Source organism: Pelagimonas sp., assembly GCF_058892305.1.
Window position 1 is genome coordinate 1 of record NZ_JBZXVN010000019.1, and the last position, 23,727, is coordinate 23,727.

Genomic DNA, 23,727 nt, shown 5'->3' on the forward strand with positions numbered 1-23,727 from the left:
TGGGCGCGGGCGACGATAGCGTCACCGGCTCGGATGGCGCGGATAGTATTGCCGGGAATGGCGGTGCCGATACGATCACCGGCGGTGCTGGTGATGATACGATTGCGCTGGGCGCTAGTGATGGCGTCAATGACGAGCTGATCCTGGATGATGGGTTTGGTGATGACATCATCGAAGACTTCGAAGCCCCAACCGACAACGGCGATGGCACCTATGGCGGCAATGATCAGCTTGACGTGTCGGCGCTCGCCGATGCGGGCGGTGATCCCGTTGATACCGATGATGTCACCGTGGGCGATACCAATGGCGATGGCACTGGTGATGCGGTTCTGAGCTTCCCGAATGGTGAAAGCCTGACTCTTGTTGGCGTGCCCGTGGGTGATGTGAATAGCCCCGAACAATTAAACGCGCTTGGCATTCCGCTTGCACCAACCGATCCGGGCCCAGTTGTCCCAAGCCCTGGTATTGTCGAAGGGGACGGCACGGATAATCTGATTGACGATGCCTATGTCGACGATCCCGATGGCGACATGGTCGATCATGGGGATGGCCCAAGCGGTGGCGACATTGACACGATCACCGCCGGTGCGGGCGATGATACTGTTCTTGCTGGCGACGACGACGATAGCGTTCTTGGTGAAGCTGGCGATGATGTTCTGAACGGCGAGGCGGGGGATGACACGCTCGACGGCGACGATGGTCGCGACACTTTGATTGGTGGCGCGGGCGACGACGAGATGTCGGGCGGGGCCGAAGAAGACTTCTTTACCCTGTTGGATGGTTTTGGCTCCGACACGATTGACGGTGGCGAAGCCGGAACCGACCAAGACACCATTGATGCCTCGGGCCTGAGTGGGCCACTGACCGTGACCTACACAAGTGACGAGTCGGGAACGATCAGCGACGGCACCGACACCGCAACCTTTGGCAATATCGAAACCATTCTGTTGAACGGCGGTGATGACGATCTGGACGGATCGGGCACAACCGAAGGCATCGGCGTCGAAGGCGGCGACGGCTCTGACCATGTGAGAGGCGGCGTCGGCGAAGACACCCTTGCGGGTGACGACGGCGATGACAGGGTTTCGGGGCTGGACGGCGACGATACGCTGACGGGTGGCGCGGGTCTTGATACCATCGACGGTGGCGAGGAAAACGACCTTGTCGACGGCGGAGAAGACGATGATCTCTTGGACGGCGGCCATGGTGATGACACCGTGCTTGGCGGATCAGGCGACGATACCCTGATGGGGTCGGGTGGCGACGATCTGCTAGATGGCGGCGACGGGGATGATACCCTTTCGGGCGATTCTGGCGCAGACACCGTGAGCGGCGGCGCGGGGGATGACCTTTTGTTTGTTGGCGCGGGTGATGATGCCAGCGGCGGAGACGGCGACGATACGTTCAACCTTACAGCGTCCAGTATGGCGGGTGGCGATGCGACCGTCACGGGTGGAGAGGGCGGCGAAACGCTTGGTGATACGCTGAACATCACTGGCCCGGCCACCGTAACCATGACCGGAGATGAGTCCGGCAATGTCGAATGGCTGGATCGGTCAATGCTGACCTTTTCCGAGATCGAAAACGTCAACTATGTGCCCTGTTTTACGCCGGGAACCTTGATCAAAACCGTCCGCGGCGAGGTTGATGTGGCCGAGATTGCCAAGGGCGATGTGATCCTGACACGCGACAACGGCTATCAAACCGTGCGCTGGGCCGGGGCCAAGGTTTTGGATGGCAATGACATCGCCACCAATCCGGCGCTGCAACCGATCCGCATCGCCAAAGGCGCGCTTGGCAAAGGCATGCCAGAGCGGGACATGGTCGTCTCCCCGCAACACCGCGTGGTGATGTCTGGCTACGCGATTGAGCTATTGTTCGGCGAAGACGAAGTTCTAGTTGCGGCGACGCATCTGGTGGGTCGTCCGGGCATCAGCCGCGAATGCCCCACGTTTGGCGTGACCTATGTGCACTTTATGTTTGATCGCCATGAATTGGTGATGTCGGATGGCACTTGGACCGAAAGCTTCCAACCCGGTGATCTGTCTTTGGCGGGGCTTGATATGGATCAGCGCGAAGAATTGTTGATGCTCTTCCCACAGCTCGTCTCCCCCATGGGGCGCGAGGCTTACGGTGCGGCGCGCATGTCACTCAAAGCCTATCAGGCCCGCCTTTTGGCCGAGGTTTAATCACGGCCAGATACACCCAAAAAGGGGCGGGGAAAACCTCGACCCTTTTGGCTTGTGTTTGGAGGCGGCAGGCGTAGTTTGCTGCCATGCCAGTGCCTCAGGGATATCAAGAAACCGATCCGCTTCCCGCCAGCGGGGCCGAGACGTTTTGGACCTATGTCGCAAGCGAGGTCGGCCAGACTTTGATCTTGCCGGATGGACGCTGTGACGTGATTTACCATGGGCGGTTGCAGGGGGATGTCATTGTCGACGCCACCCCGGTTTTGACCGGCCCGGCCACAACCAGCTTTCCAGTGACCTACCAACCCGGAGATGTCTGGGTCGGTGTTCGCTTGCAACCTTGGATGGCCTTGCCGGTTTGGGGCGCGGGGCTTGCGGGTGCCCGTGATCAGGTTTTGCGCGGGCCCGACGCCTCTGCGGCCTTGCCGGTGCTGACCCCGCAAAACCAGCCGTCAACGTTTGCCGATCTGCAAACCGCATTGGAAGCGTTGGAGAACAAGTTGGAACGGGCAGGGCGCGGCGTCCTTCCTGAAAATGCGCTGTCGTTGATCCGCGTTTCGGGCGGGCAAATCGCGATACATGATCTGGCTGCACAATTGGGCCTGTCAGAACGTCAATTGAACCGTCGGTTCACCGCGCAGGTGGGACTAACCCCCAAGCTTTATGCCTCGATCATCCGGTTTCATCGTGCGCTGCGCCTGATCCGCGATCTTGGCCTATCGGCAAGTGAGGCGGCCTATGAGGCGGGTTATAGCGATCAGGCCCATTTGATCCGCAGCTTTCAGCGTTTCGGTGGGTTTTCCCCAGCGCATATTCCCACCGCGATGAGCCTGCCGGGGTTTTCCAAACTCTCATAAACCGGGGGCGATATGTCCGAAATCTTCAATCGGGTTTTGCTTGGCTTTGCTAAAAGACCAATATGAAACTTGGATATACAATCATTTACGTCACCGACGTGCCCGCAACGGTCGCGTTTTATGAAACCGCATTTGGGCTAAAACAGCGTTTTATGCACGACAGCAAAACCTACGCCGAATTGGAAACCGGTGCGACGGCTTTGGCCTTTGCAGATGAAAGCGCGGTTGAGCTCAACGGTTTGGCCGTCGCGCCCAACCGCTCCGGCGCTTTGGCAGCGGCTTGGGAAATCTGTTTGATCCCCGATGATGTTTTGACAGCTTTTGATCGCGCGATCGAAGGCGGGGCAACCCCGGTGGCCGCGCCACAGCAAAAGCCGTGGGGGCAAACCGTGGCCTATCTTCGCGACCTGAACGGGTGCATTGTTGAACTGGCATCTGAAATAGGTGGGGACAATGTGGGCTAATGGATAAGACGGTCGAAACAGAGTTGGACGCGGCGGTTGTCGAGATGGTGCTCGAAATCTGCCCCGATGTGGATTTTGTCCCGAAATATGGCGGCAAACTATTTGAGGCCGTGGCGGGGGACGCCGACAGCCAATTTGGTGGCTATTTCTTTTACAAAAACCACATGAGCATTGAGTTCACCCATGGGGCCGATTTGCCAGACCCGAGCCATATCCTGCAAGGGTCCGGCAAATTTCGCCGTCATGTGAAAATCACCACGTTGGCCGAGCTGGAAAAACCGGCCATCCGCCGGCTCATCACGCTGGCGGCCAAGGTTTAGCGCAGCATCGACAAAAGCGACGGTGATGGGGTTCCGGTGATCGGTAAACCCTTAGATTTTTCAAACCCGCGAATGGCCGCTTCGGTTTTTTTGCCAATGACGCCATCGGGGCGACCTGCGTCAAAACCGGCGCGGGTCAACCCAATTTGCAGGGCCTTGCGCTCTTCCAAAACCAAACCGTATTTGTCGCGCCCAAAGGGCGTTTTCAAAGGCCCGCCACCGGCCAGACGGCTTGCCATATACCCAACGCCAAGGGCGTAGTTGTCGGACGGGTTGTAGCGTTTGATCATGTTGAAGTTGTGGAACACCAAGAACGCCGGTTTGTCGCGCCCCATCGGGGCAAGGATAGCCGCCGAACCGTGATCAGGAAGGCCACCACCAGCCGCCGCTTTGACCCCCAGGGACCGCCAGCTATCAACGCTGCGCTTGTTGCGATGGCCAATCCCGGCGTCAAAGCCCGAGGGGAGTCTGACCTCAAGCCCCCAAGTCCGCCCCTTTTTCCACCCGGCTTTTTGCAAGAACCGCGCGGTGGTTGCAAAGGCATCAATCGGGTTGTTGCTCCAAATGTCGCGCTTGCCATCGCCGTCAAAATCAACCGCATGTGATTGATAGGCATCAGGAATAAGCTGGGTATGCCCCATGGCCCCGGCCCAACTGCCAACCAATTGGCTTGGCTTGGCGTCACCCGATTGCACTATCCGCAAGGCGTTCATCAGGTTGCTTTCAAAGAAGCGCCCGCGCCGCCCTTCCCAAGCAAGGGTCGAGGTGGCCGAGATCACCGGGATTGTGCCGCGTTTGGTGCCAAAATAGCTTTCAAGGCCCCAGATCGAGGCGAGGATTTCAGACGGAACGCCATAGCGCGCTTCGACCTGAGCAAGCGCCTGGCGTTGTCCGGCATAGGCATTGCGCCCAATGCTGACCTTTTCTTCGGGGGCGACAATGGCAAGGTAATCTTCGAGCGAGCGTTTGAATTCGGTCTGGTTGCGGTCGCGGTCGATCACGCCGGGCAAATAGCCCTGACCCCGAAATGCTGCGGTCAATGTCGCGTTGGAAATCCCGCGCGACGCCGCGCGTTTTTTGAAGGCGAGAACCCATTTGTCGTAGGACGCATTGGGTTGCGGCAAGAACGCCGGATCAACCTTGCTAGAGGATGCGACCTGCGCGGTGCCGCCACCGCTACAGCCGGTCAGGACAAGGGCCGAAACCCCCATAGTGAACGTGCGTCGTGTGACCTGCATGATGTGCCCCGATACTCAAAATACCTGTTTCAGAAACAGGTTATCACAGCTCGGTACCGGGACGGAATCCGCAATCATAGGGCAGGCGCACGGAAAGCGGCGGAAATATGCTTAGCCGTTGGCGGCGATGCGGATGATATCGGCAACCATAGGTTCGTGTTCCGAGGGCGATGGTTTTTGCTGCGAAATCCACTGGTAAATGTCTTGGTCATTTTCATCCAGAAGCGCCTCAAAGGCGTCGAGTTCCGCATCGGACAGATCGGCCAATCGTTCCGCCGAATAGCGCATCAACAAGATGTCCATTTCCTTGGTGCCACGACGCATGGAACGCATATTTAGTCGGCGCAGGCGGGTGTCGCGGGTCTCAGACATTGGTCGTTTGCTCCTTTAGCAAAATGCGCAGTTTCTTTTCCAACAACCCCAACCGATCGGTGCGCGATTTGAATTCGGCCCGAAGCGATCGGATTTCGGTCAGCACAGCGTTGACATCAGGGGCGATTGTTTCCTCTTCACCCGGCTCAGAGACGCCTTCGCCTTCACCGGTGATCAGCCAGACCATCGACACGTTTAAAATCCCGGCCATCATCGACAAACGGTTGGCGCGTGGTTCCGATAGGTCTTCTTCCCAGTTTTGCAGGCTCTTGAGCTTGACGCCCAATCGTTTGGCCAATGCGCCTTGTGTCATGCTGGCGGCTTCGCGGGCGGCGGCAAGCCGGTCGCCAAAGGTCGCGGCCTCTGGCCCATACCAATCGACGTCTGTATCAGGGGCTATTGGATCAATACTGTCGCTCATGGTGAAAAATTCTCCGTTTCGGACCGCTTGATCGGGACCCGGTGGCAAACTATGACATGAACGGCATTTATACAAACAGGTGACCTATGTCCTTTCTGTCGCAGACCCTTGATCGCGTGAAACCATCTCCAACGGTGGCGGTGACGCAACTGGCGGCCGAGCTTAAGGCAGCGGGGCGCGACGTGATCGGGCTTGGGGCCGGTGAACCGGATTTTGACACGCCGGACAACATCAAGGCCGCTGCCGTGGCCGCGATTGAAGCGGGCAAGACGAAATACACCGCCCCCGACGGGATCATTGAGCTGAAAGAGGCGATTTGCGCCAAGTTCAAGCGTGAGAACGGGTTGGACTATACCCCCAAACAGATCAGCGTCAGCACAGGCGGCAAGCAGGTCTTGTACAACGCCTTGATGGCAACCCTGAACCCCGGTGACGAGGTGATCATTCCGGCCCCCTATTGGGTGAGTTACCCGGATATGGTGCGGTTGGGCGGTGGTGAGCCGGTGATTGTCGAAGGGGAACGTCAGCTTGGCTACAAGATCACCCCCGACGCGTTAGAAGCGGCGATCACGCCGAAAACCAAGTGGTTTATCTTTAACTCACCTTCCAACCCAACCGGCGCGGGCTATAGCCGCGATGAACTCAAGGCGATCACCGAGGTGTTGATGCGCCACGACCATGTTTGGGTGATGAGCGATGATATGTATGAACATCTCGCCTATGATGGATTCGAATTCACTACCCCGGCGCAGATTGAGCCGCGTCTTTACGACCGCACTTTGACGGTGAACGGCGTGTCCAAGGCCTATGCCATGACCGGCTGGCGGATTGGCTATGCCGGTGGCCCCGAACATCTGATCGCGGCGATGCGCAAGATCCAAGGCCAGTCGACCACCAACCCATCAAGCATCAGCCAATGGGCCGCCGTAGAGGCGCTCAATGGCCCTCAGGACTTTCTTGCCGATCGGGCCGAGGCGTTCCTGCGGCGGCGCAATCTCGTGGTTGAGATGTTGAACGCCTGCAAGGGGATCACCTGTGAAACACCCGAAGGGGCGTTCTATGTGTATCCGTCGATTGCGGATTGCATGAACACAACCTCAGCGGGTGGTGTGAAAATCGCCACAGACGAGGATTTCTGCAAAGCATTGCTGGAAGAGGAAGGCGTAGCAGTCGTTTTTGGCGCAGCTTTTGGACTATCACCCAACTTTAGGGTGAGTTACGCTACGTCCGACGAGGCGTTGAAAGAGGCCTGCACCCGCATTGCCCGTTTCTGTGACGGTCTATCCTAAGGAGCTGATATGACAGGCGAGCTTCCTGAGTATTACTACCGCATCCGCGACAACGGCGCGGCGGTGTTTCGTGTGGATACGGAGAACCGCCAGCGCCGGATTGAAATGGAACAAATCGCGGTGATCAACATGAACAAGGGCGAGATCAAGCCCCATGGTGATCGCGAATTAAGCCAGCTGGACCAAAAGGAAATCAAACGCTGGATGGCCGAGCGCAAAGCGCTTTTGGCGATGCGCGACATCGACGATATTCATCGCGCGGTGGACTACATGAACATCACGACGCAATGGGCGCAGTCCAAGGCCAGCCCGGAACAGCTCGAAGAAGTGACGGATTCCCTCTTGCTGGCAATGCATGATCTGCGCACCGTCTTGGTCCGCAAAAAGGCGGATCGTTTGACGAAAGGCTGACTTCAGTTACGCCGGAGCCATCCCCCTGCCGGGCAAAGCCCGTTCGGCTTGGGGAAACCTATTGGTATTCTCCCCATGATTCTGTCCGGCGCTTTCTGCATATATGGGTCAAATGTCATGGGAGGGAAGAGATGCTAAATCGTCCAACTTTGCCAACACCCGCGCGCCAGAGCTTGTTTCCCCTGTCGCCGGGGGCGCTGCGAACCTTGCTTGAGCGCTACGGCTCTTAACGCCGACGTTTCATAAACCATGGCATCGGCGGTGATGTCATTGCGGGCCTGTACCAGTAAAAACTGGACAGGCCTGTTTTTTGATCTGTCGTTACCCGGCGTGGGTCAGTAGGCAAGGCATATGAATGTTTTGTTTGTCTGTAGCCGCAACCAATGGCGTAGCCCCACCGGCGAGGCCGTGTTTCGCCGCCATCCCAGTCTTGTCACTCGATCAGCCGGGGTAAGCGCGGGCGCGCGTCGTAAAGTCAACGCGGCCGATATTGTTTGGGCTGACATCGTGTTCGCGATGGAGGAAAAACACCTCAAGCGATTGCGCGCTGATTTTCGTCAGGATTTACTCGCTGTTGAAACCTATGTCTTGGATATCCCTGATGATTACAGGTTTATGGATGCGGAGCTTGTGGACTTAATACACACCGCCGTTTCTGAGATTCTCACCCTATAACTCTAAGCGACTTACCCACGAGGGTGGAGCCTAGCTTTTACCGAGATCACGTCGGGCCTTGGCGCGCATTTCCTGCACCAAATCGGCATTGGCCTCTTCCCAGCTTTTGAAGCCGCGATAACCCAAGCGGATTTGCGCGGCGCGTTCCGAACTGCCCAAGGGGGCCGGGGTTTCGTCGATAAATTCAAGCTTGAGACGTTCGTAGTTGGCCATGCATTGGGTGACTTCTTCGCGGGTTAAACCGCGCAACGCGGCCGCCTGATCACACATGTAGTAAAGGCTTAGCAAAGACATTATAGAGGTCATGGTGCTCTCCTTTGGGGGCGAAATGAGACCCCCAAAAGGTGGCAAAAATCCCCTGCGTTATGGTTAACGCACCGGTCGCCACCCTTTGGTGCCCCAAGATCAAAGGGTTATCCCAAAATGCCCGGCCAATTGGCCTCGCCCTTGGCGATATTGCCCGGCACATCCTTGAGCCACAATTCGCGGGCGCGCAGATTGGCGTTCAGGTATAGTTTACCGTCATAAAGCGTCCAGGCTTCGGGCATGGTTGGGGCGACATAGCCCAATGAGGCGGCGTAGGCGCAATACCCGCCAAACTGTGGTGCATAGGCGGTTGGGTTGGCCTTAAACGTCTCGGCATTGGCCGCCGAGGCAAAATGCCATTCGGCACCGTTCCACGACACCGCATGTGACGCCGAGCCCGCGACCGGGCCGTTGTTGTCAAAATAGGCAACGGCGTCTGATCCGTCGATGGCAATGCCACTTTCGGCATATATGGCCGGTTCTTTGGCCAATGCGGCGCGGGTCGACAGGATCAAAGCAGGGGCGGCAAGGGTCAGGCCAAGAAGAGAACGGCGGGTCAGCTGGGTCATGGTGGGCTCCGATGTTGGTGTCTGTGGTCTCAAAATGCGCGACATAGGCGGTTTGCAAAAGACCCGGTCAAGCGGCTGTGATCACTCGTGTGATCCGGGCGGCAAATGTTTCAATATTGCGAATTGTGGCGGTTTTTCACCCTTTGGGTGCTTGGCCAAAGCGGGATTCGTCTATGGCGACAAGACAACAAACATCCGAACATTGGGCAATTATGATCGAATTCGGCGGGGAAATATCGGCTTTCCCCCTGTTTTTAGGGCTGTTTCGTATGAATAAATTGACTATTGCGTCGGTATTGGTAGCTTGGACAAAACACTGAATTAACCAGTCTTGAATGGGGGATATCATGCGTATTGCACGTATTTTCGTGGCGGCAGCCGCAATGGCCGTTTCTGGCTCGGCCGCTATGGCTTGGGGCGACATGTACATGGGGGATGCCACGCATAACCCGAATTCCAACGCTTTGGTGCATTCTTATAACGCACCCAATTATTGCCCTGCTGGCCTTCAGCCGGTTATGGCGGGTGGTGTGATCTGCTGTGGTACGCCGAATGCGGGTGCCTATGTTGACCGTCCGGGCAAAGTGCGCCGCGCGTCGACACCAAAACCTAAATATCGCGCACCTGCGGCACGCGCCTATGCGCCCGCCGGCGAAAAGGGCGTTGTTTACCGCTAAGGCGCTTATCCCTTGGCTTTTGTCGTCAGGCCGCGTATATGCGCGGCCTGATCGCGTTTCACCACCACATTTCATTCACGGGGCCAAGCCATGCAGGGCAGTGCAAATCTAAACATCATGATCAAAGCCGCGCGCAAGGCGGGCCGTTCCTTGGTCAAGGATTTCCGTGAGGTCGAGAACCTCCAGGTTTCGATGAAAGGGGCCGGTGATTTTGTCAGCCGCGCGGACATCGCGGCGGAAAACACCCTCAAGGAAGAGCTGTTGGGCGCGCGTCCGACATATGGCTGGCTGGGTGAAGAAAGCACTGAAATCGCAGGCAAAGATCCGACCCGCCGTTGGATCGTTGACCCGCTCGATGGCACCACGAACTTTTTGCACGGGCTACCGCATTGGGCGATTTCGATTGCCTTGGAACACAAAGGTCAGATCGTGTCGGCGGTGGTGTTTGACCCGGCCAAAGACGAGATGTTCTTTGCCGAAAAAGGTGCGGGCGCTTGGTTGAACAACTCGAACCGTATTCGCGTGTCGGGCCGTAACCGGATGATCGAATCCGTCTTCGCCACCGGTGTACCCTTTGCCGCGAAGCGTACCTTGCCCGCCACGCTCAAGGATTTGGCCCGTTTGATGCCGCAATGCGCTGGCGTGCGGCGCTTTGGGTCGGCTGCGCTTGATTTGGCCTATGTGGCCGCAGGCCGTTACGATGGCTATTGGGAGCGTGAGCTCAACCTTTGGGACATCGCAGGTGGCTATTTGATCGCGCAAGAGGCCGGTGCGTTGATCGAAGGCATCCGAAAAGATCAAAACCCACTGGAAAGCGGCAGCTTGATCTGCGCCAACAACGATATTTTTTCCAGCTTTGCGAAAACTATTCGCGACCCTAGCTAAGCCAGTTTAGCGGCGGGGTTGCCTTGCGACGGCGACCCCGAGAACCGGCCAGCCACCCGCGTCATTTCTGATCTAGAACCGGAAACCAATCATCGCGTAGGCGTTGGCCCGGTGTCATGTCATGACCGGGGAAGGGGGGCGAGGTTTTGCCCGGACGTTCGACATAGCGTGCGTCATCCCCCAAAAGCCGCAGAGAAAAGGCGCGACGGCGGTGATCGGTGGTATTGCCGCGCGCGCCATGCAAGACACCATAGTTGAACGCAACCGCGTCACCCGGTTCCATCGACCATTCCAAAATTGTCATCCCCTCGGCATCCGGGTCCGGCACCGGCATGTAGGTGTCTTCGTCGGGATAAAAATTCTCTTCTGACAACCAGCGCGTCGGCAAAACCGGCTTGTCCCAAAGATGCGATCCAGCCACGCACCGCAGCGACGCCTCGCGTACCGGATCAAGCGGCGACCAGAAGCTAACGGTTTGACGCCCCTCGACAAAATAATATGGGCCGTCTTGATGCCAGGGGGTTGGTTTGGATGTCCCCGGTTCTTTGACCAACACATGATCGTGGAACAATTGCACTTGTTTTGACTGCATCAGATCGGCGGCCACGGCGGCGGCGGGGCCATTGCGGATCACATCCTCGAACTCTGGAATCCGTTGCCAGTTGCAATAGTCATCAAAAAATCGACCTGCCTCACCCTTGTGCAGGTTCTCTGCGGCATAGGGGCCGGGATTGGTCATATTGCGCTCAACACCGGCACGTAGGGTGTCGACCTGATCGGCCCAAAGCCCCTTGATAAGGGTGACCCCGTCGCGTTGAAATTGATCAATGTGATCTTGTGTGACAAGCGGATGCATAGCGTGCCTCTTAGGTGTCGGATGGGTGATTGACGCCATCCACCCATGAAATTGGTTCCATATCGACGGGGTTAACCCCTTCAATTGCATACAGGTTTACCCCATATTCATTCGGGTTTGAGCGGCGTTGGTGATACATGTAAATGCCGCAGACCGAACAAAAGTGATGTTTGGCGGTATGGGTGTTGAAACTATAAAGGCGCAACGCCTCTTGGCCTTTGATCACTTTGATCCCGCCTAATGGAGCCGAGACAGCCGGAGCACCGCGACGACGGCAAAACGAGCAATCACAGCGCCTTGCCGTGTTAAAACCATCGGTGAGGGTCACGCTTAACTCGACGGCTCCGCAATGACAGGTTGTTTTGACTTGGTCGCTCATCTTTTCTTGATCCTAGGTACGCGGGTTTGTGAATAATCGGTTTCGGGGTGGGGCGGATGGCCGTGATGGACCCGCCAAAAACGTGTACCGCCAAGGCGCAAAAACGTCGGGATGGTTAGGATTAGCCCGGCGACAAATCCGCCCGCATGCGCCCAATATGCGACGCCGCCACCGTTGGGATCGGACCCGACACCGCCAATCAACTGCATGCCAAACCATAGTGCCAGCATGATCCAAGCTGGCACCGGGAAGATTTTGAAGATGATGATCAGGATCACCAGAATGTCGATCTTCGCCTTTGGGTAAAGCAACAGGTAACCGCCCATCACCCCGGCAATTGCCCCCGACGCCCCAACAGTGGGAACGTTGGAATAGGGGGCGGATAGATAGTGGATTAATCCGGCGGCGATCCCTGCCGCCAGATAGAAGGTCAGAAAGCCACCATGGCCCATCTCGTCTTCTAAGTTGTCGCCAAAAATGAACAGGAACAGCATGTTCCCGGCCAAATGGGCAAGGCCGCCATGCAAGAACATGGAGGTCACCAATCCGGTGAAGCCATTGCCCTCGCTTAGGAAAATCGGGACAAGCGCGTAGTCGGCATAAAACTGCAAAAGCTCGCGAGGCGAGGCCGAAAGATGCCAAGTTGAGACAAAGACAACGACATTGATGATGATCAACGCATAGGTGACATAGGGCGTTCGGCCAGACGGGTTGTGATCGCGAATTGGAAACATATCGCGAGATTGGCAGGCTTTGCGCGGGCGTCAAGCGCTATCGACTGGGTTGGTATCTGGGCGATGTCCTGCACCGCCCAGATGTATTTGGTTTATTCGTCGCCTGCCAACAGTGAGGCATTGCCGCCCGCGGCGGTCGTGTCGATGCAGACATGGCGCTCGGCGCGCACATGCGCCTGATCCGGCATGTCAGTAATGAGCGGAAGGATCGGTCCGGGACGGTCGGCCAAGGCGCGGCGATAGGGGGCACCGGTGTCATCGTCGCCCCACCACAGCGCCCCTGAGAACCCAGAAAGCGTGGTAAGTGCATCAATTGGCAGCAGGCCGCGCGTCTCGATGGCAAAGCCGCCAAGATCGCGAACCGCTTGTGCTTGTTTGGCGGCGTTCTCGGCACCCGGCCCAAGGCAAAGCACCGGGGGGCGGGGCATATGGCCGTGCTGATTGGATTCGCCCGTCGGGCCGGGCAATTCCTGTAAAACTGGCTCCGACGTGTCGCGCGCGCCATTGAGCGCGGTTTGCACCCGATCCGCACTATCGTGGCCAGCCCAGTCACCGCTTTGGGACGCCGTGGCGATGTGGCGGAAGCGGTCAACATAGAACGGACCACCAGCTTTGGGGCCGGTGCCTGATAACCCTTCGCCACCAAAGGGTTGGCTTCCGACGATTGCGCCAATCTGGTTGCGATTGACATAGATGTTCCCGGCGTGAACCCGGTCTGTTACGTGTTGAACACGGTCATCAATGCGGGTCATCAACCCGAAGGTTAGACCATAGCCGGTGCCATTGATTGCATCTATCACAGCGTCGATTTCATCGGCTTTAAAGGTTGCGACATGCAACACCGGGCCAAAGATTTCACGCTCAAGATCGGCAATGCCATCCACGCGGATTAAGGTTGGCGGCACGAAAAACCCGGTTTCTGGCACGGCGCAGCGCTTGATTTCGCGACCGTCGCGGCGGGCCGTATCAATGTGATCCATAATTCCGGCGAGAGCCGCATCGTCGATGACTGGCCCAAGGTCCGAGCGCAGCTCCCACGGTGTTGCGGGCACCAGAACATCCATCGCACCGGTGAGCATCTCAAGGAAATCCTCGGCAATGTCTTCTTGAACATAAAGGCAACGAAGGGCAGAGCACCGCTGACCCGCCGATTGGAAGGCGCTTTCGACGATGGCTTGCACGGCCTGTTCAGGAAGGGCGGTGCTATCAACAATCATCGCGTTTAGCCCACCGGTTTCCGCAATCAGCGGTGTGCCGGGGGCCAGATTGGCAGCCACAGATTTGTGAATGATCTGCGCCGTTTGGGTCGATCCGGTAAAGGCGACACCGGCAACTTGGGGTTGGCTTGTCACGGCGGCCCCAACATCCCCAGCACCGGGGAGGAGTTGTAGCGCGGTTGCGGGAACTCCGGCCTCGTGCAGCAACTGAACCGCGCGATAAGCAATCAGGCCGGTTTGCTCGGCTGGTTTGGCCAAAACCGCATTCCCCGCTGCCAAAGCGGCTGAAATCTGACCGGTGAAAATTGCCAGAGGGAAGTTCCATGGGGAAATACAGGCAAACACCCCGCGCGCCTCTGCCCCGTCGGTTCGCGCGGCATAATAGCGGAGGAAATCCACCGCTTCGCGCAACTCGGCAACCACATCGAGCATGGTTTTACCGGCCTCGCGATGCAGCAAGGCAAACAATTCGCCATAGTGCTGCTCATAAAGGTCTGCTGCGCGGTTCAAGACTGCGGTGCGTTCTGCAGGGGACGCGACCCAAGGTCGGGCAGCCTGCGCCGCTATGGCCACGGTGTCCGGTGTTGCCCAGACAATGTCACCGACACTTTCGGCCGGGTTCGCCGGATTGACCACAGGGCGCGATGACCCCTTGGGGGTGTCTTTGGCGACAAGCGGATGGGCATGCCATTGGCTGGCATGAAACGGCTGACGCGCGTCTTCGATTTGTTCAAGCGTTGGACGGTCGCGAAGATCAAACCCGGCGGAGTTCGGTCGTTCGGGTTGAAACATATCTGGCCCAAGAGTGATCTGCGCCTCTGACTCTGCTTCAAACGGATCGGCGGCCACCAGTTCCGGGGCAACGTCTTCGTCGACAATCTGGTTCACAAAAGAAGAATTCGCACCGTTTTCCAACAAGCGTCGCACCAGATAGGCCAGTAAATCGCGATGTGCGCCGACGGGGGCATAAATCCGGCACCGTGTCTGGTTTTGGTCTTTGACCAACTCATGAAGAGTTTCGCCCATGCCGTGCAACCGTTGAAATTCAAAGGCTTGTCCGGGTTCCGCCATCTGCAAAATCGCCGCAACCGTGTGGGCGTTATGCGTGGCGAATTGCGGGTAAATCCGGTCGCTCATGCTCAATAATTTGCGGGCATTGGCGATATAGGACATGTCGGTGTTGGTCTTTGCGGTAAAGACCGGAAAACCATCAAGCCCGGCCACCTGCGCCTTTTTGATTTCGCTATCCCAATAGGCCCCCTTGACCAATCGCACCATGATGCGCCGGTCGTGTTGTTCGGCAAGCGCGTGCAAGAAATCAATGGTGGCCCCGGCCCGTTGGCCATAGGCCTGAACAACCACACCGAACCCATCCCATCCGGTCAGCGACGGATCGCTTAGCACCGCTTCGATGACATCAAGCGAGATTGACAGCCTGTCGGCCTCTTCTGCGTCGATGTTTAACCCGATCCCGGCCGAACGGGCCAAGCCCGCCAAAGACCTTAGGCGCGGCACAAGGTTTTGCATCACTGCGTCGCGCTGCATTTCGTCATAGCGGGCGAAAAGCGCGGATAGTTTCACCGAGATGCCCGGATTTTCGCGAATATCGTCACTATGGGCGGCGTCTGCGATGGCTGAAATCGCACGCGAATAGGCAAGGTGATAGCGGCGGGCATCGGCCTCGGTGCGCGCGGCTTCGCCAAGCATATCATAGCTATAGGTGTAGCCGTTTGCCTCCATGACGCTGCCGCGCTTCATCGCGGATTGAATGGTTTCGCCCAAGACAAACTGTGCGCCCATTTCCTTCATCGCGCGGGCGACGGCGGTGCGGATCACCGGTTCGCCCAAACGTTTGATCGCACCGCGCAAATGGCCGACCGGGCCGGGGGCGTCATCGTTCAAAACTTTGCCCGTCAACATCAAAGCCCAGGTCGAGGCGTTGACCAAAGGCGAGGTCGAGGCCCCCATGTGTTTGCCCCAATTGGACGGTGCGATTTTATCTTCGATCAGGGCGTCAATTGTGGTGGCGTCCGGAACCCGCAAAAGGGCTTCGGCAAGGCACATCAAGGCGATGCCTTCGTCGGTGGACAGGCCATATTCTGCCAGAAACACTTCCATCATACCGGGTTTGGTCGATGACCGGATATCCCGCACCAATTGCGCCGCCTTCGCTGAAATCTCGATCCGTTCCGAGGCGCTCAAATTGGCCTGATTGCGCAGATGGGCCACCATCTCAGGTTCGGATGCATAAGTCAGGTCATCAACGCGGCTGCGCAGTTTGGATATGGGCATGGAATCCTCCGAAAGGGCCTTTGAGATGTCAAAGGTTGATGAATCCTGTGTAACCTATTTATTTCCATCTATTTCTCTGATATTGACCAAATCAGCAGGCGAACCGCCTTAGTTTTGATAAATGGACAGTCCAAATGGATCATATGAGCCTCGACCGATTTGATCGTGCGATTCTCACCACCTTGGCCGAAGAGGGGCGCATATCAATTGCGGATTTGGCACGCCGGATCGGTCTTTCGAAGTCTCCAACCCAAGCGCGCCTGCGGCGGTTGGAACGGGATGGGGCCATTCGTGGCTACCGCGCGATCCTTGATCCAATCCGCCTTGGCCTTGATCATGTCGCCTTTGTCGAGGTCAAGATGACCTCAACCTCCGAGGCGGCTTTGGCCAAGTTTAATCAAGCGGCGGCGGCCGTGCCTGAAATCGAACAAGTACATCTTATTGCAGGGAACTTTGACTATCTCCTCAAGGTGCGCACCGCCGACATGCGATCCTATCGACGGGTTTTGGCAGAGAAGATATCGACCTTGCCGGGGATGTCGGCCACCTCGACCTATGTCGCAATGGAAGCGGTCAAAGAGGACGGTCTCGCAGACGTGACTTGACGGATTGCTGATCTGTTGCACCATATCCGTATGATACGCACAGCTTTAATAACCATGTTTTGGGCTGGGGCCGCCGTTGCGGATGGCTGCCCCGAGGCACCAGACCATTCCGAACCCTTGCAAGGGTTGTATGACCAACTTCAGCAAGTCGACGGCGACATGCAGGCGCGCCAAGTTTCCAACCAGATGTGGCAATATTGGGCCGATGCGCCCGACGAAGCCAGTCAGGAAATCCTAGACGAAGGCATGAAAGCGCGCGCCGCGTGGGACTTTCTAATGGCGATAGATCGGTTTGACGCGCTGGTCGCTTATTGTCCGTTTTACGCCGAAGGTTACAACCAACGCGCCTTCGTCAATTACCTGCGTCAGGATTACGAAGCCGCCTTGCCCGATCTTGAACGCACGCTTGAGATCAATCCCAAGCATCTAGGATCGTTGTCGGGGCGGGCATTGACCCTGTTGGCGTTGGGGCGCGAAGTCGAGGGGCAAAAGGCTCTTCGTGAAGCGTTGGTGTTGAACCCGTGGCTGTCGGAACGACATTTGCTAAAACCGCTCCCCGGACAAGAGCTTTAACCTTTCTGGGTCTTTACACCGACGATGGCCAAGCTATTGTCGCGCGCACTGGCCCGCGTGGTGGAATGGTAGACACAGGAGACTTAAAATCTCCAGGCTTAATAGGCCGTGCCGGTTCGAGTCCGGCCGCGGGTACCAGTGATTACATTTAGAGAGAATGATAATGACGACCAGTGGCTCCAAATGGCGTGAAAGTCTTTTAGGGTTCGCCTTGGCCATTGTGTTGCCGGTGATCTACGGTCTCGTATCCCATGGGGTGGCGTAGAGCAGGCGCTAAATGGAGGTTTTACCGCTGTTTTCCTGCTTTTCGCACCGGTTTTGACCGTGTCTGAAAACCCTTGGTTTCTCTTGTTTGGGCTTGGCTTTTTGATCGGCCTTGGAGCCGCGTTCACCTATTTGAACGGGTGGATTTTGCGCTTGGTCTTTATGGTATTAGTCGTTTTGTGGATGTACGTGGGGGCGTGGAGCGCCACCCAATACATTGCCATTTAAGGCTGTGCCTTGATTGCTTTAGGTTTTGCGCAACCGGATCACCACATCAACGGCGGCGATTTCCATGCCTTCTGGGGCTTGCGGCAATTCGACGATTTTCAGCTGTTCGGCCGAGGCATCGGTCAATTTGCCGCTGTCTTCCCAAAAGAAATGCGGGTGTTCGTGGGTGTTGGTGTCAAAATAGCTACGCGAGCCATCTACCGTGACCTCTTGCATCAACCCAGCCGAGCAAAACGCCTTGAGCGTATTGTAAACCGTGGCAAGCGACACCGGTTCGCCCATGGTCTTGGCGCTTTCAAACAGGCTCTCGGCGGTGACGTGGCGGTTTTGCCCGTCCCCAATCAAAAGCGCAGCCAATGCAAGGCGTTGCCGGGTCGGACGTAGGTCCGAGTTGCCAAGCCATTCTTTGCCGCGAGTCAGTGCCAGAGAGTTCATCAGGTGCCGGTTCCCATATGCTGCAGTCCTTATATAAGTCTGATTGGGGTATCTTTTCAAACGAATTTGCAGTTGCGCATCACTCTCATCACAAAGCGGCTCTGCGCGACTCTGAGATTGGTGGACTACTTGCTGGCGTGCAAGGGCGGTGGTAGACGGGGTTTAACCAAGATACAACATACCAAAAGGGGCGTGTCCGCATGGCCGACTTTCCGACCAGCTTCAGCAAAGAAGACCTTCTAAAATGCGCCGCAGGCGACTTGTTTGGCCCGGGCAATGCCCAGCTACCAGCACCGCCTATGCTGATGATGGACCGTATCACCGATATCTCGTCTGACGGTGGCGCACATGGCAAAGGCCATGTTTTGGCTGAATTCGATATCACACCGGACCTGTGGTTCTTTGACTGCCATTTCCCCGGCAACCCAATTATGCCCGGCTGCCTTGGTCTAGATGGATTGTGGCAGCTGACCGGCTTTAACCTTGGCTGGCGCGGCTGGCAGGGGCGCGGCTATGCGCTTGGCGTTGGTGAGATCAAGCTCAAGGCAATGGTGCGCCCCGAGGCGAAATTGCTGACCTATAAAATCGACTTCACCAAAGCCATCCAAACCCGACGTCTGACGATGGGTGTTGCGGACGGCATCGTCGAAATCGACGGTGAATTGGCCTATGAAGTCAAGGACATGAAAGTCGCCCTAAGCGAAAGCTAAATGGCTGTGACAGTCTGAGCGCAAAGGGGCCCTTGGGCCCCTTTTGTTTTGGTTAGATGGGTTTTGCTGAGGAGGAATTGCCAGAATGGTGATGACTTGATCTGCGACATATTCGAGATTTACCATTTGTGCGATAATCGGGGCAGGAGGACTCATTATGCGACAGCTTTTATTAGTGTTTTTTCTGATTATCGGCCAAGTGGCCCATGCGGATTTCTTGTCAGACAAACGTGGTCATTGGGAGGGTAAGGGATACTTGCCGTCCGGGCTTGAATGGCCGATCTACATCGAGTTTCGATCAAATTCGGCCAAGGTTTACACGCCAGATGACGGTTGCAAGGCGGATTGGAGCTTTGAACAGGTCACAAACCATCTGATCCGGGGGTGGGAACATGTCACTGTCGGGGCGGACCGCTGCTACGTTGGCCTTAAGTTTGTCGTGACCCAGCACGACGCCAGCCGCATCAAGGTCGATTGGTTCCAAATGAACGGCATGCAAGTTGCCGAGGCGCTTCTCTGGCGGATTCAATAACTTGAACCCAGCACCCTGAGACGTGGGACGCCGTCTTTCGTGTCCTGCAAGGTGGATGTGATCACCGCACCACCTTGCACCTTCCCCAAGCAATGCCCTACTAAGAGGCAAGCAAAGTTAGGGAGGCCGCATGCGCCGTGTCGTCGTTACAGGTCTGGGGATTGTCTCCAGCATCGGGAACAATGCCGAAGAAGTTTTGGCATCTCTCAAATCCGGGAAATCCGGTATCACCGCCAATGAGGCGATGAAAGAACATGGGTTCCGCAGCCAGATCGCGGGCGATATTAACCTTAACCCAGCCGATCATATCGACAAACGCACATTGCGTTTCATGGGGCCCGGTGCGGCCTATGCTTATATCGCGATGCAACAGGCGATCGCGGATTCCGGTCTTGAGGAAAGCGACGTTGTGAACCCGCGCACCGGTCTTGTGGCTGGCTCGGGTGGCCCGTCCACCAGCGCCATGTTGGCCGCACATCAGACCGTGTTGAAAACCGGCGCGACCAAGCGGATCGGCCCTTTTGCGGTGCCCAAAGCCATGTGCTCGACGGTTTCCGCCAACCTGTCGACCGCCTTTCAAATCAAGGGCATCAACTATTCCATCACCTCGGCCTGTTCGACATCGCTGCATTGTATCGGCAACGCCGCCGAGCAGATCATGATGGGCAAGCAGGACGTGATGTTTGCCGGTGGCGGCGAAGAGCTTGACTGGACCCTGTCCTGCCTGTTTGACGCGATGGGCGCGATGTCCTCGAAATACAACGACACACCAGAGCGTGCGAGCCGCGCCTTTGACGCGGATCGCGATGGCTTTGTGATTGGCGGCGGCGGCGGTATCGTCGTGCTCGAAGATCTGGAACACGCCAAGGCGCGTGGTGCCAAGATTTATGCCGAAGTGACTGGCTATGGCGCCACCTCCGACGGCGCTGACATGGTTGCCCCATCGGGTGAAGGCGGCGAACGGGCAATGCGCGTGGCGCTATCCACCGTGCCCGAAGGCCGCAAAGTCAGCTATATCAACGCGCATGGTACCTCGACCCCGGTGGGTGATGTTGGTGAAATCGAAGCCGTGCGCCGCGTGTTTGGCGAAGGCTCGACACCACCGGTCTCTTCGACCAAATCAATGACCGGCCACAGCCAAGGGGCGACAGGTGCCCAAGAGGCGATTTATTGCCTGTTGGCCTTGGAACATGACTTCATCATCCCGTCGATCAATGTCGAAAACCTTGATCCAGCGCTCAAGCCCGAAGAAATCGCCACCACGTTGGTTGAAAACGCAGGCTTGGATTCGGTGATGACCAACAGCTTTGGCTTTGGCGGCACCAATGGCTCCATGGTGATGTCGAAGTATAAAGACTGATCAGGTTTTGTCTGACCACCTTCATGTAGGTGGTCAGATTGACTCTGGCCCTCTCAGGAACAGCTCAAACTGGCAACAACGCGGAGTGGTCCGGATTTGATATTGCTGGGACGCAGGGTCAGGACCTCTGCGGGATCTATTTGATCAATTGTACAATTCGGTTTGTGCATCTCAAGCACCTCCTGCACCAACTGCATTTGAACTGCCTTACTCAGTTTCATGTCAATCGTGCATCCGTATTTACGCCCCCATGTGTCGTTGCAACGTTTGATGCGTCCTTCTGGCGTGACATATGGTTTGAACTCGGATCGGTTGGCTCAGGCCGTCCTTTTTCTTTGTTCTGGCGATTGTACGCCTCTGGCGTCCAAGAAAAGAGAAACGCGTAGGTTTTGGGAATAGGATGTTTTCGAACACTACGCACGGGTGACATTCGAACGCGGATTTCACCGATATCCACGATTTTTTCCGGATTGCTGATGCCAACCTGGTGACCGGAAATCGGATCTGCTGTGCCATCGTTGAAAAGATAGAGAGCTGCGGTACAGCCCTGAAGGGACAAAGTTATCAGGGCGGAAAAAAATACTTTTAAAAGTCATACAGGCTCCTCTTTCTCCCCGCGACTTATGGAAATGAAAAGCGTCGTAGAAAAGGTGCGGAATAGCAGACGGTAGGTGGCTAGGAAAAGGCTGACTTGACGAAAGCCGTGCAATGGGCGAAGTGCTGTTTCATAGAAAAAGGGGCTATGAATGTTGTCACTCAAGGGAAAACGCGGCCTTGTGATGGGCGTTGCCAATGAACGTTCCATTGCGTGGGGAATCGCCAAAGCCTGCGCCGAAGCAGGGGCTGAGCTGGCCTTCACCTATCAAGGTGAGGCCTTTGGCAAACGGCTAGAGCCACTGGCGGCCAGCGTCGGAAGCGACTTTATGGTTGATGTCGACGTCACCGACGACGCTTCGCTCGACACCGCGTTTGAACAGCTTGGCGCGCGTTGGGACAGCATTGATTTTGTTGTTCACGCCATCGCCTATTCCGACAAGAATGAGCTGACAGGGCGGATTTTGAACACTTCGCGCGAGAATTTCAAAAACTCGCTCGATATCTCGGCCTATTCTTTCATCGAAGTGGCGCGCCGCGCCCACCCATTGATGAAAGAGAACGGGGGCACCCTGTTGACGCTCACCTATATGGGCTCCACCCGCGTGACGCCAAATTACAACGTCATGGGCGTTGCCAAGGCGGCACTGGAATCGACCACGCGCTATCTTGCCAATGATCTTGGTCCCGAAGGGATCCGCGTCAATGCGCTGTCACCGGGGCCGATGAAAACCCTTGCCGGGGCTGCGATTGGTGGGGCGCGCAAGACCTATAAACACACCGATCAAAATGCGCCTTTGCGCTCAAACGCGACGCTTGACGCGGTGGGCGGCACGGCGGTTTGGCTGATTTCCGATGCGGGTGCTTGCACCACTGGCGAAATTGTTCGGGTCGATGGCGGTTTCCATGTGCTAGGTATGCCGCAACAAGAGAATCTGTAATCCAGGGGGCTGTTATGCTGCGTTTTGTTTTGTCGAGTGTTGCCGTGCTAGGCGTGGCGGGATGTATGCAAGGCGCAGCCCCAGACGCCAGTACGCCGTCAAGCGACGGTGTGGCGCGCAAATTGGCCAAAGGGGTGTCCCCGGCAGAGGCAGCCGTGGCCCTTGGCCCCGATGCCGGGTTCGAACGTAATCCCAACAATTGGGATGAAGCCTGTGTCAGCTACAACTACGGCTCTGCCGAAGCGCCCAAATATGTACATGCGGTGTTTGTCAATGACGCGATGACCCGGGCAACGGATGGGCATCTCGATATCTGTTCATACGCAGAACAGGAGTAGGGGCACCGCATCCCAAATTCCGTGCACGGAATTTGCAGCGCTTGCCGCGCGGTTAGGGCAATGTCAAAACCATTGCCCAGGCTCGATCAGACCTAAATCCAGCAACTGACGGGAATGCCATTCAAACGGCGTTGAGTTGTACCAGCGGAAACTACGGATATCGAAGGTTGATCCGGGATTGCGTTTCAACGCCTTAGCGGTGCGAAACGACACAATCGCTGCCGTCAGGTTGTTGTGCCATGGACAGGCATAGGTGTTGTATTCTTCGTCATCAAAGGTGTGATCGTCGCGCATTTTCAAACCCGGTTTGGATTTGAACAAAGCCACGCGGTCGATTTTGCGCCGTTCCAGCGGCACGTGCTCTTCGTAGCGCCACCGCAAGCCACCAAAGAAATCGAGCTGTCGTTCCTTGGGGTAGTTGTTGTTGGCCGGGTCAGATCGGGCCAGAGCATAATAGCCCGACCGATCCAAATGCGCATCGTCCAGTGACACGGCATTGGGGCATTTGGTGAGATCACCGGCATAGAGATCGACCACATAGGCCAGCATTGAATCGCGCCGCTCTTCGGTATGATAGCTCAACAACTCGCCAACCGTCCGCGTCTCGCAAAACGGATAGAACAGGTATTCGGCGTTGTAGCAGTAGTACATCCAGACGTTGGGGGCGGCTTCGATCACGGCGTTCATCGCGTCGGGCAGGGCGTTGTCCACCGTCATATCGTATTCGACCCGGTGCACTTTGTTTTCCAGATCGGGGGGTAAGGTGAACAGGGATGACATAAAGACCGTCACCGACGCGAACCCAGAATGCAGGTGATGGCGCAGGGTTGTACCCAGCTCCGCGTCATCTTCGGCAAAAACCAAGGCGATTGGCCCCTTGGCCAGCGCCGCGCCGCCGCGTTTGAGATAATCGTTGAGCCCGTCGTAATACATGATCTGCCTCTTTGCCGGGATTGCCCCGGAAATTTCTCCCAGAATCGGTGAAAATCTCGTGCA

Annotated in this window: 28 protein-coding genes and 1 tRNA gene; 17 read left to right on the plus strand and 12 right to left on the minus strand. The window is 56.7% G+C overall.

The window, feature by feature from the left end; translation table 11 throughout:
* The 4 genes from AC5EFR_RS08535 to AC5EFR_RS08550 all read left to right on the plus strand — a co-directional run.
* On the plus strand, nucleotides 1-2,189 hold a 2,189-nt coding region (locus tag AC5EFR_RS08535; protein ID WP_493575429.1), incomplete at its 5' end, for a Hint domain-containing protein.
* An 86-nt stretch (nucleotides 2,190-2,275) separates the two neighbouring features.
* Entirely contained in the window at nucleotides 2,276-3,046 is a 771-nt protein-coding gene (locus tag AC5EFR_RS08540) for a helix-turn-helix domain-containing protein (RefSeq protein WP_493575430.1), read from the plus strand.
* Between the two features lie 62 nt (nucleotides 3,047-3,108).
* Nucleotides 3,109-3,510: a VOC family protein gene (locus AC5EFR_RS08545; protein WP_493575431.1), complete on the plus strand. Its 402-nt coding sequence runs from the start codon at nucleotides 3,109-3,111 to the stop codon at nucleotides 3,508-3,510.
* Nucleotides 3,510-3,830: a DUF1801 domain-containing protein gene (locus AC5EFR_RS08550; protein WP_493575432.1), complete on the plus strand. Its 321-nt coding sequence runs from the start codon at nucleotides 3,510-3,512 to the stop codon at nucleotides 3,828-3,830. Before AC5EFR_RS08545 ends, AC5EFR_RS08550 begins: the two co-directional genes overlap by 1 nt.
* Here the strand turns inward: AC5EFR_RS08550 and AC5EFR_RS08555 are convergent.
* The 3 genes from AC5EFR_RS08555 to AC5EFR_RS08565 form a co-directional block, all read right to left on the minus strand.
* Nucleotides 3,827-5,068 carry a lytic murein transglycosylase gene (locus AC5EFR_RS08555; RefSeq protein ID WP_493575433.1) on the minus strand — a complete coding sequence of 414 codons (1,242 nt, stop codon included), beginning with the start codon at nucleotides 5,066-5,068 and terminating at the stop codon, nucleotides 3,827-3,829. The genes AC5EFR_RS08550 and AC5EFR_RS08555 overlap by 4 nt on opposite strands.
* A 111-nt stretch (nucleotides 5,069-5,179) precedes the next feature.
* Nucleotides 5,180-5,440, minus strand: coding sequence for a succinate dehydrogenase assembly factor 2 (locus AC5EFR_RS08560; RefSeq protein ID WP_493575434.1), 261 nt, complete (start codon nucleotides 5,438-5,440; stop codon nucleotides 5,180-5,182).
* Nucleotides 5,433-5,861, minus strand: a complete 429-nt coding sequence (locus AC5EFR_RS08565) for a helix-turn-helix domain-containing protein (RefSeq protein WP_493575435.1) — start codon at nucleotides 5,859-5,861, stop codon at nucleotides 5,433-5,435. Before AC5EFR_RS08565 ends, AC5EFR_RS08560 begins: the two co-directional genes overlap by 8 nt.
* Nucleotides 5,862-5,947: 86 nt before the next feature.
* Between AC5EFR_RS08565 and AC5EFR_RS08570 the strand changes: the two genes are divergently transcribed.
* The 3 genes from AC5EFR_RS08570 to AC5EFR_RS08580 all read left to right on the plus strand — a co-directional run bounded on the left by AC5EFR_RS08570 (nucleotide 5,948) and on the right by AC5EFR_RS08580 (nucleotide 8,236).
* The gene (locus tag AC5EFR_RS08570) at nucleotides 5,948-7,150 is read left to right on the plus strand and encodes a pyridoxal phosphate-dependent aminotransferase (RefSeq protein ID WP_493575436.1); all 1,203 of its coding nucleotides are present in this window, start codon (nucleotides 5,948-5,950) and stop codon (nucleotides 7,148-7,150) included.
* Between the two features lie 9 nt (nucleotides 7,151-7,159).
* Nucleotides 7,160-7,561, plus strand: a complete 402-nt coding sequence (locus AC5EFR_RS08575; protein ID WP_493575437.1) for a hypothetical protein — start codon at nucleotides 7,160-7,162, stop codon at nucleotides 7,559-7,561.
* Between the two features lie 351 nt (nucleotides 7,562-7,912).
* Nucleotides 7,913-8,236: a low molecular weight protein tyrosine phosphatase family protein gene (locus AC5EFR_RS08580; protein ID WP_493575438.1), complete on the plus strand. Its 324-nt coding sequence runs from the start codon at nucleotides 7,913-7,915 to the stop codon at nucleotides 8,234-8,236.
* A 30-nt stretch (nucleotides 8,237-8,266) separates the two neighbouring features.
* Here the strand turns inward: AC5EFR_RS08580 and AC5EFR_RS08585 are convergent, their stop codons facing one another.
* Together AC5EFR_RS08585 and AC5EFR_RS08590 are read right to left on the minus strand one after the other, a co-directional pair.
* Entirely contained in the window at nucleotides 8,267-8,542 is a 276-nt protein-coding gene (locus AC5EFR_RS08585; protein ID WP_493575439.1) for a hypothetical protein, read from the minus strand.
* A 107-nt stretch (nucleotides 8,543-8,649) separates the two neighbouring features.
* Nucleotides 8,650-9,111: a YHS domain-containing (seleno)protein gene (locus AC5EFR_RS08590; RefSeq protein WP_493575440.1), complete on the minus strand. Its 462-nt coding sequence runs from the start codon at nucleotides 9,109-9,111 to the stop codon at nucleotides 8,650-8,652.
* 335 nt (nucleotides 9,112-9,446) lie between these two features.
* Here AC5EFR_RS08590 and AC5EFR_RS08595 point away from each other — a divergent pair, with 335 nt between their 5' ends.
* Both AC5EFR_RS08595 and AC5EFR_RS08600 read left to right on the plus strand, forming a co-directional pair.
* Nucleotides 9,447-9,788, plus strand: coding sequence for a hypothetical protein (locus AC5EFR_RS08595; RefSeq protein WP_493575441.1), 342 nt, complete (start codon nucleotides 9,447-9,449; stop codon nucleotides 9,786-9,788).
* Between the two features lie 90 nt (nucleotides 9,789-9,878).
* On the plus strand, nucleotides 9,879-10,673 hold the full coding sequence (locus AC5EFR_RS08600) for an inositol monophosphatase family protein (protein ID WP_299922721.1): 795 nt from the start codon (nucleotides 9,879-9,881) through the stop codon (nucleotides 10,671-10,673).
* A 61-nt stretch (nucleotides 10,674-10,734) separates the two neighbouring features.
* Here AC5EFR_RS08600 and AC5EFR_RS08605 read toward each other — a convergent pair whose 3' ends face one another.
* From AC5EFR_RS08605 to putA, 4 genes are all read right to left on the minus strand, one after another.
* Complete coding sequence (locus AC5EFR_RS08605) at nucleotides 10,735-11,529, minus strand: phytanoyl-CoA dioxygenase family protein (RefSeq protein ID WP_493575442.1); 795 nt, start codon at nucleotides 11,527-11,529, stop codon at nucleotides 10,735-10,737.
* 10 nt (nucleotides 11,530-11,539) lie between these two features.
* Nucleotides 11,540-11,908, minus strand: a complete 369-nt coding sequence (locus tag AC5EFR_RS08610) for a GFA family protein (protein ID WP_493575443.1) — start codon at nucleotides 11,906-11,908, stop codon at nucleotides 11,540-11,542.
* Nucleotides 11,905-12,642 (minus strand): rhomboid family intramembrane serine protease, encoded by a 738-nt coding sequence (locus AC5EFR_RS08615; protein WP_493575444.1) that lies wholly within the window; start codon nucleotides 12,640-12,642, stop codon nucleotides 11,905-11,907. The genes AC5EFR_RS08610 and AC5EFR_RS08615 overlap by 4 nt, the downstream gene beginning before the upstream one ends.
* Nucleotides 12,643-12,734: 92 nt before the next feature.
* Entirely contained in the window at nucleotides 12,735-16,151 is a 3,417-nt protein-coding gene (gene putA / locus AC5EFR_RS08620; RefSeq protein ID WP_493575445.1) for a bifunctional proline dehydrogenase/L-glutamate gamma-semialdehyde dehydrogenase PutA, read from the minus strand.
* 134 nt (nucleotides 16,152-16,285) lie between these two features.
* Between putA and AC5EFR_RS08625 the strand changes: the two genes are divergently transcribed.
* The 3 genes from AC5EFR_RS08625 (at nucleotide 16,286) to AC5EFR_RS08635 (ending at nucleotide 17,467) form a co-directional block, all read left to right on the plus strand.
* On the plus strand, nucleotides 16,286-16,756 hold the full coding sequence (locus AC5EFR_RS08625) for an Lrp/AsnC family transcriptional regulator (RefSeq protein WP_299922730.1): 471 nt from the start codon (nucleotides 16,286-16,288) through the stop codon (nucleotides 16,754-16,756).
* Nucleotides 16,757-16,786: 30 nt separating this feature from the next.
* Nucleotides 16,787-17,329, plus strand: a complete 543-nt coding sequence (locus AC5EFR_RS08630; protein WP_493575446.1) for a tetratricopeptide repeat protein — start codon at nucleotides 16,787-16,789, stop codon at nucleotides 17,327-17,329.
* A gap of 51 nt (nucleotides 17,330-17,380) precedes the next feature.
* A tRNA-Leu gene (locus AC5EFR_RS08635) sits at nucleotides 17,381-17,467 on the plus strand.
* A 372-nt stretch (nucleotides 17,468-17,839) separates the two neighbouring features.
* On the opposite strand, the gene irr is transcribed toward AC5EFR_RS08635, so the two are convergent.
* Nucleotides 17,840-18,256 (minus strand): Fur family transcriptional regulator Irr, encoded by a 417-nt coding sequence (irr, locus tag AC5EFR_RS08640; protein WP_493575447.1) that lies wholly within the window; start codon nucleotides 18,254-18,256, stop codon nucleotides 17,840-17,842.
* A 200-nt stretch (nucleotides 18,257-18,456) separates the two neighbouring features.
* Here irr and fabA point away from each other — a divergent pair, with 200 nt between their 5' ends.
* From fabA to fabB, 3 genes are all read left to right on the plus strand, one after another.
* A complete protein-coding gene (fabA, locus tag AC5EFR_RS08645) occupies nucleotides 18,457-18,966 on the plus strand; it encodes a bifunctional 3-hydroxydecanoyl-ACP dehydratase/trans-2-decenoyl-ACP isomerase (RefSeq protein ID WP_493575448.1) in 510 nt (169 codons plus the stop codon).
* 157 nt (nucleotides 18,967-19,123) lie between these two features.
* Complete coding sequence (locus AC5EFR_RS08650; protein WP_493575449.1) at nucleotides 19,124-19,498, plus strand: hypothetical protein; 375 nt, start codon at nucleotides 19,124-19,126, stop codon at nucleotides 19,496-19,498.
* A gap of 130 nt (nucleotides 19,499-19,628) precedes the next feature.
* Complete coding sequence (gene fabB, locus AC5EFR_RS08655) at nucleotides 19,629-20,858, plus strand: beta-ketoacyl-ACP synthase I (protein WP_493575450.1); 1,230 nt, start codon at nucleotides 19,629-19,631, stop codon at nucleotides 20,856-20,858.
* Between the two features lie 217 nt (nucleotides 20,859-21,075).
* Here the strand turns inward: fabB and AC5EFR_RS08660 are convergent, their stop codons facing one another.
* Nucleotides 21,076-21,417, minus strand: a complete 342-nt coding sequence (locus AC5EFR_RS08660) for a hypothetical protein (protein ID WP_493575451.1) — start codon at nucleotides 21,415-21,417, stop codon at nucleotides 21,076-21,078.
* 187 nt (nucleotides 21,418-21,604) lie between these two features.
* On the opposite strand from AC5EFR_RS08660, the gene AC5EFR_RS08665 reads away from it, so the two are divergent.
* Nucleotides 21,605-22,393 carry an enoyl-ACP reductase FabI gene (locus AC5EFR_RS08665; RefSeq protein WP_493575452.1) on the plus strand — a complete coding sequence of 263 codons (789 nt, stop codon included), beginning with the start codon at nucleotides 21,605-21,607 and terminating at the stop codon, nucleotides 22,391-22,393.
* A 14-nt stretch (nucleotides 22,394-22,407) separates the two neighbouring features.
* A complete protein-coding gene (locus AC5EFR_RS08670) occupies nucleotides 22,408-22,731 on the plus strand; it encodes a hypothetical protein (RefSeq protein ID WP_493575453.1) in 324 nt (107 codons plus the stop codon).
* A gap of 63 nt (nucleotides 22,732-22,794) precedes the next feature.
* Here AC5EFR_RS08670 and AC5EFR_RS08675 read toward each other — a convergent pair whose 3' ends face one another.
* On the minus strand, nucleotides 22,795-23,664 hold the full coding sequence (locus tag AC5EFR_RS08675) for a hypothetical protein (protein WP_493575454.1): 870 nt from the start codon (nucleotides 23,662-23,664) through the stop codon (nucleotides 22,795-22,797).
* Nucleotides 23,665-23,727: the final 63 nt, after the last annotated feature.

Excerpts from the sequence above, each read along its gene's own strand:
- AC5EFR_RS08540 (WP_493575430.1), top strand. The coding sequence starts at position 2,276 with ATGCCAGTGCCTCAGGGATATCAAGAAACCGATCCGCTTCCCGCCAGC.
- AC5EFR_RS08545 (WP_493575431.1), top strand. The coding sequence starts at position 3,109 with ATGAAACTTGGATATACAATCATTTACGTCACCGACGTGCCCGCAACG.
- AC5EFR_RS08550 (WP_493575432.1), top strand. The coding sequence starts at position 3,510 with ATGGATAAGACGGTCGAAACAGAGTTGGACGCGGCGGTTGTCGAGATG.
- AC5EFR_RS08555 (WP_493575433.1), bottom strand. The coding sequence starts at position 5,068 with ATGCAGGTCACACGACGCACGTTCACTATGGGGGTTTCGGCCCTTGTC.
- AC5EFR_RS08560 (WP_493575434.1), bottom strand. The coding sequence starts at position 5,440 with ATGTCTGAGACCCGCGACACCCGCCTGCGCCGACTAAATATGCGTTCC.
- AC5EFR_RS08565 (WP_493575435.1), bottom strand. The coding sequence starts at position 5,861 with ATGAGCGACAGTATTGATCCAATAGCCCCTGATACAGACGTCGATTGG.
- AC5EFR_RS08570 (WP_493575436.1), top strand. The coding sequence starts at position 5,948 with ATGTCCTTTCTGTCGCAGACCCTTGATCGCGTGAAACCATCTCCAACG.
- AC5EFR_RS08575 (WP_493575437.1), top strand. The coding sequence starts at position 7,160 with ATGACAGGCGAGCTTCCTGAGTATTACTACCGCATCCGCGACAACGGC.
- AC5EFR_RS08580 (WP_493575438.1), top strand. The coding sequence starts at position 7,913 with ATGAATGTTTTGTTTGTCTGTAGCCGCAACCAATGGCGTAGCCCCACC.
- AC5EFR_RS08585 (WP_493575439.1), bottom strand. The coding sequence starts at position 8,542 with ATGACCTCTATAATGTCTTTGCTAAGCCTTTACTACATGTGTGATCAG.
- AC5EFR_RS08590 (WP_493575440.1), bottom strand. The coding sequence starts at position 9,111 with ATGACCCAGCTGACCCGCCGTTCTCTTCTTGGCCTGACCCTTGCCGCC.
- AC5EFR_RS08595 (WP_493575441.1), top strand. The coding sequence starts at position 9,447 with ATGGGGGATATCATGCGTATTGCACGTATTTTCGTGGCGGCAGCCGCA.
- AC5EFR_RS08600 (WP_299922721.1), top strand. The coding sequence starts at position 9,879 with ATGCAGGGCAGTGCAAATCTAAACATCATGATCAAAGCCGCGCGCAAG.
- AC5EFR_RS08605 (WP_493575442.1), bottom strand. The coding sequence starts at position 11,529 with ATGCATCCGCTTGTCACACAAGATCACATTGATCAATTTCAACGCGAC.
- AC5EFR_RS08610 (WP_493575443.1), bottom strand. The coding sequence starts at position 11,908 with ATGAGCGACCAAGTCAAAACAACCTGTCATTGCGGAGCCGTCGAGTTA.
- AC5EFR_RS08615 (WP_493575444.1), bottom strand. The coding sequence starts at position 12,642 with ATGTTTCCAATTCGCGATCACAACCCGTCTGGCCGAACGCCCTATGTC.
- putA (WP_493575445.1), bottom strand. The coding sequence starts at position 16,151 with ATGCCCATATCCAAACTGCGCAGCCGCGTTGATGACCTGACTTATGCA.
- AC5EFR_RS08625 (WP_299922730.1), top strand. The coding sequence starts at position 16,286 with ATGGATCATATGAGCCTCGACCGATTTGATCGTGCGATTCTCACCACC.
- AC5EFR_RS08630 (WP_493575446.1), top strand. The coding sequence starts at position 16,787 with ATGATACGCACAGCTTTAATAACCATGTTTTGGGCTGGGGCCGCCGTT.
- irr (WP_493575447.1), bottom strand. The coding sequence starts at position 18,256 with ATGAACTCTCTGGCACTGACTCGCGGCAAAGAATGGCTTGGCAACTCG.
- fabA (WP_493575448.1), top strand. The coding sequence starts at position 18,457 with ATGGCCGACTTTCCGACCAGCTTCAGCAAAGAAGACCTTCTAAAATGC.
- AC5EFR_RS08650 (WP_493575449.1), top strand. The coding sequence starts at position 19,124 with ATGCGACAGCTTTTATTAGTGTTTTTTCTGATTATCGGCCAAGTGGCC.
- fabB (WP_493575450.1), top strand. The coding sequence starts at position 19,629 with ATGCGCCGTGTCGTCGTTACAGGTCTGGGGATTGTCTCCAGCATCGGG.
- AC5EFR_RS08665 (WP_493575452.1), top strand. The coding sequence starts at position 21,605 with ATGTTGTCACTCAAGGGAAAACGCGGCCTTGTGATGGGCGTTGCCAAT.
- AC5EFR_RS08670 (WP_493575453.1), top strand. The coding sequence starts at position 22,408 with ATGCTGCGTTTTGTTTTGTCGAGTGTTGCCGTGCTAGGCGTGGCGGGA.
- AC5EFR_RS08675 (WP_493575454.1), bottom strand. The coding sequence starts at position 23,664 with ATGTATTACGACGGGCTCAACGATTATCTCAAACGCGGCGGCGCGGCG.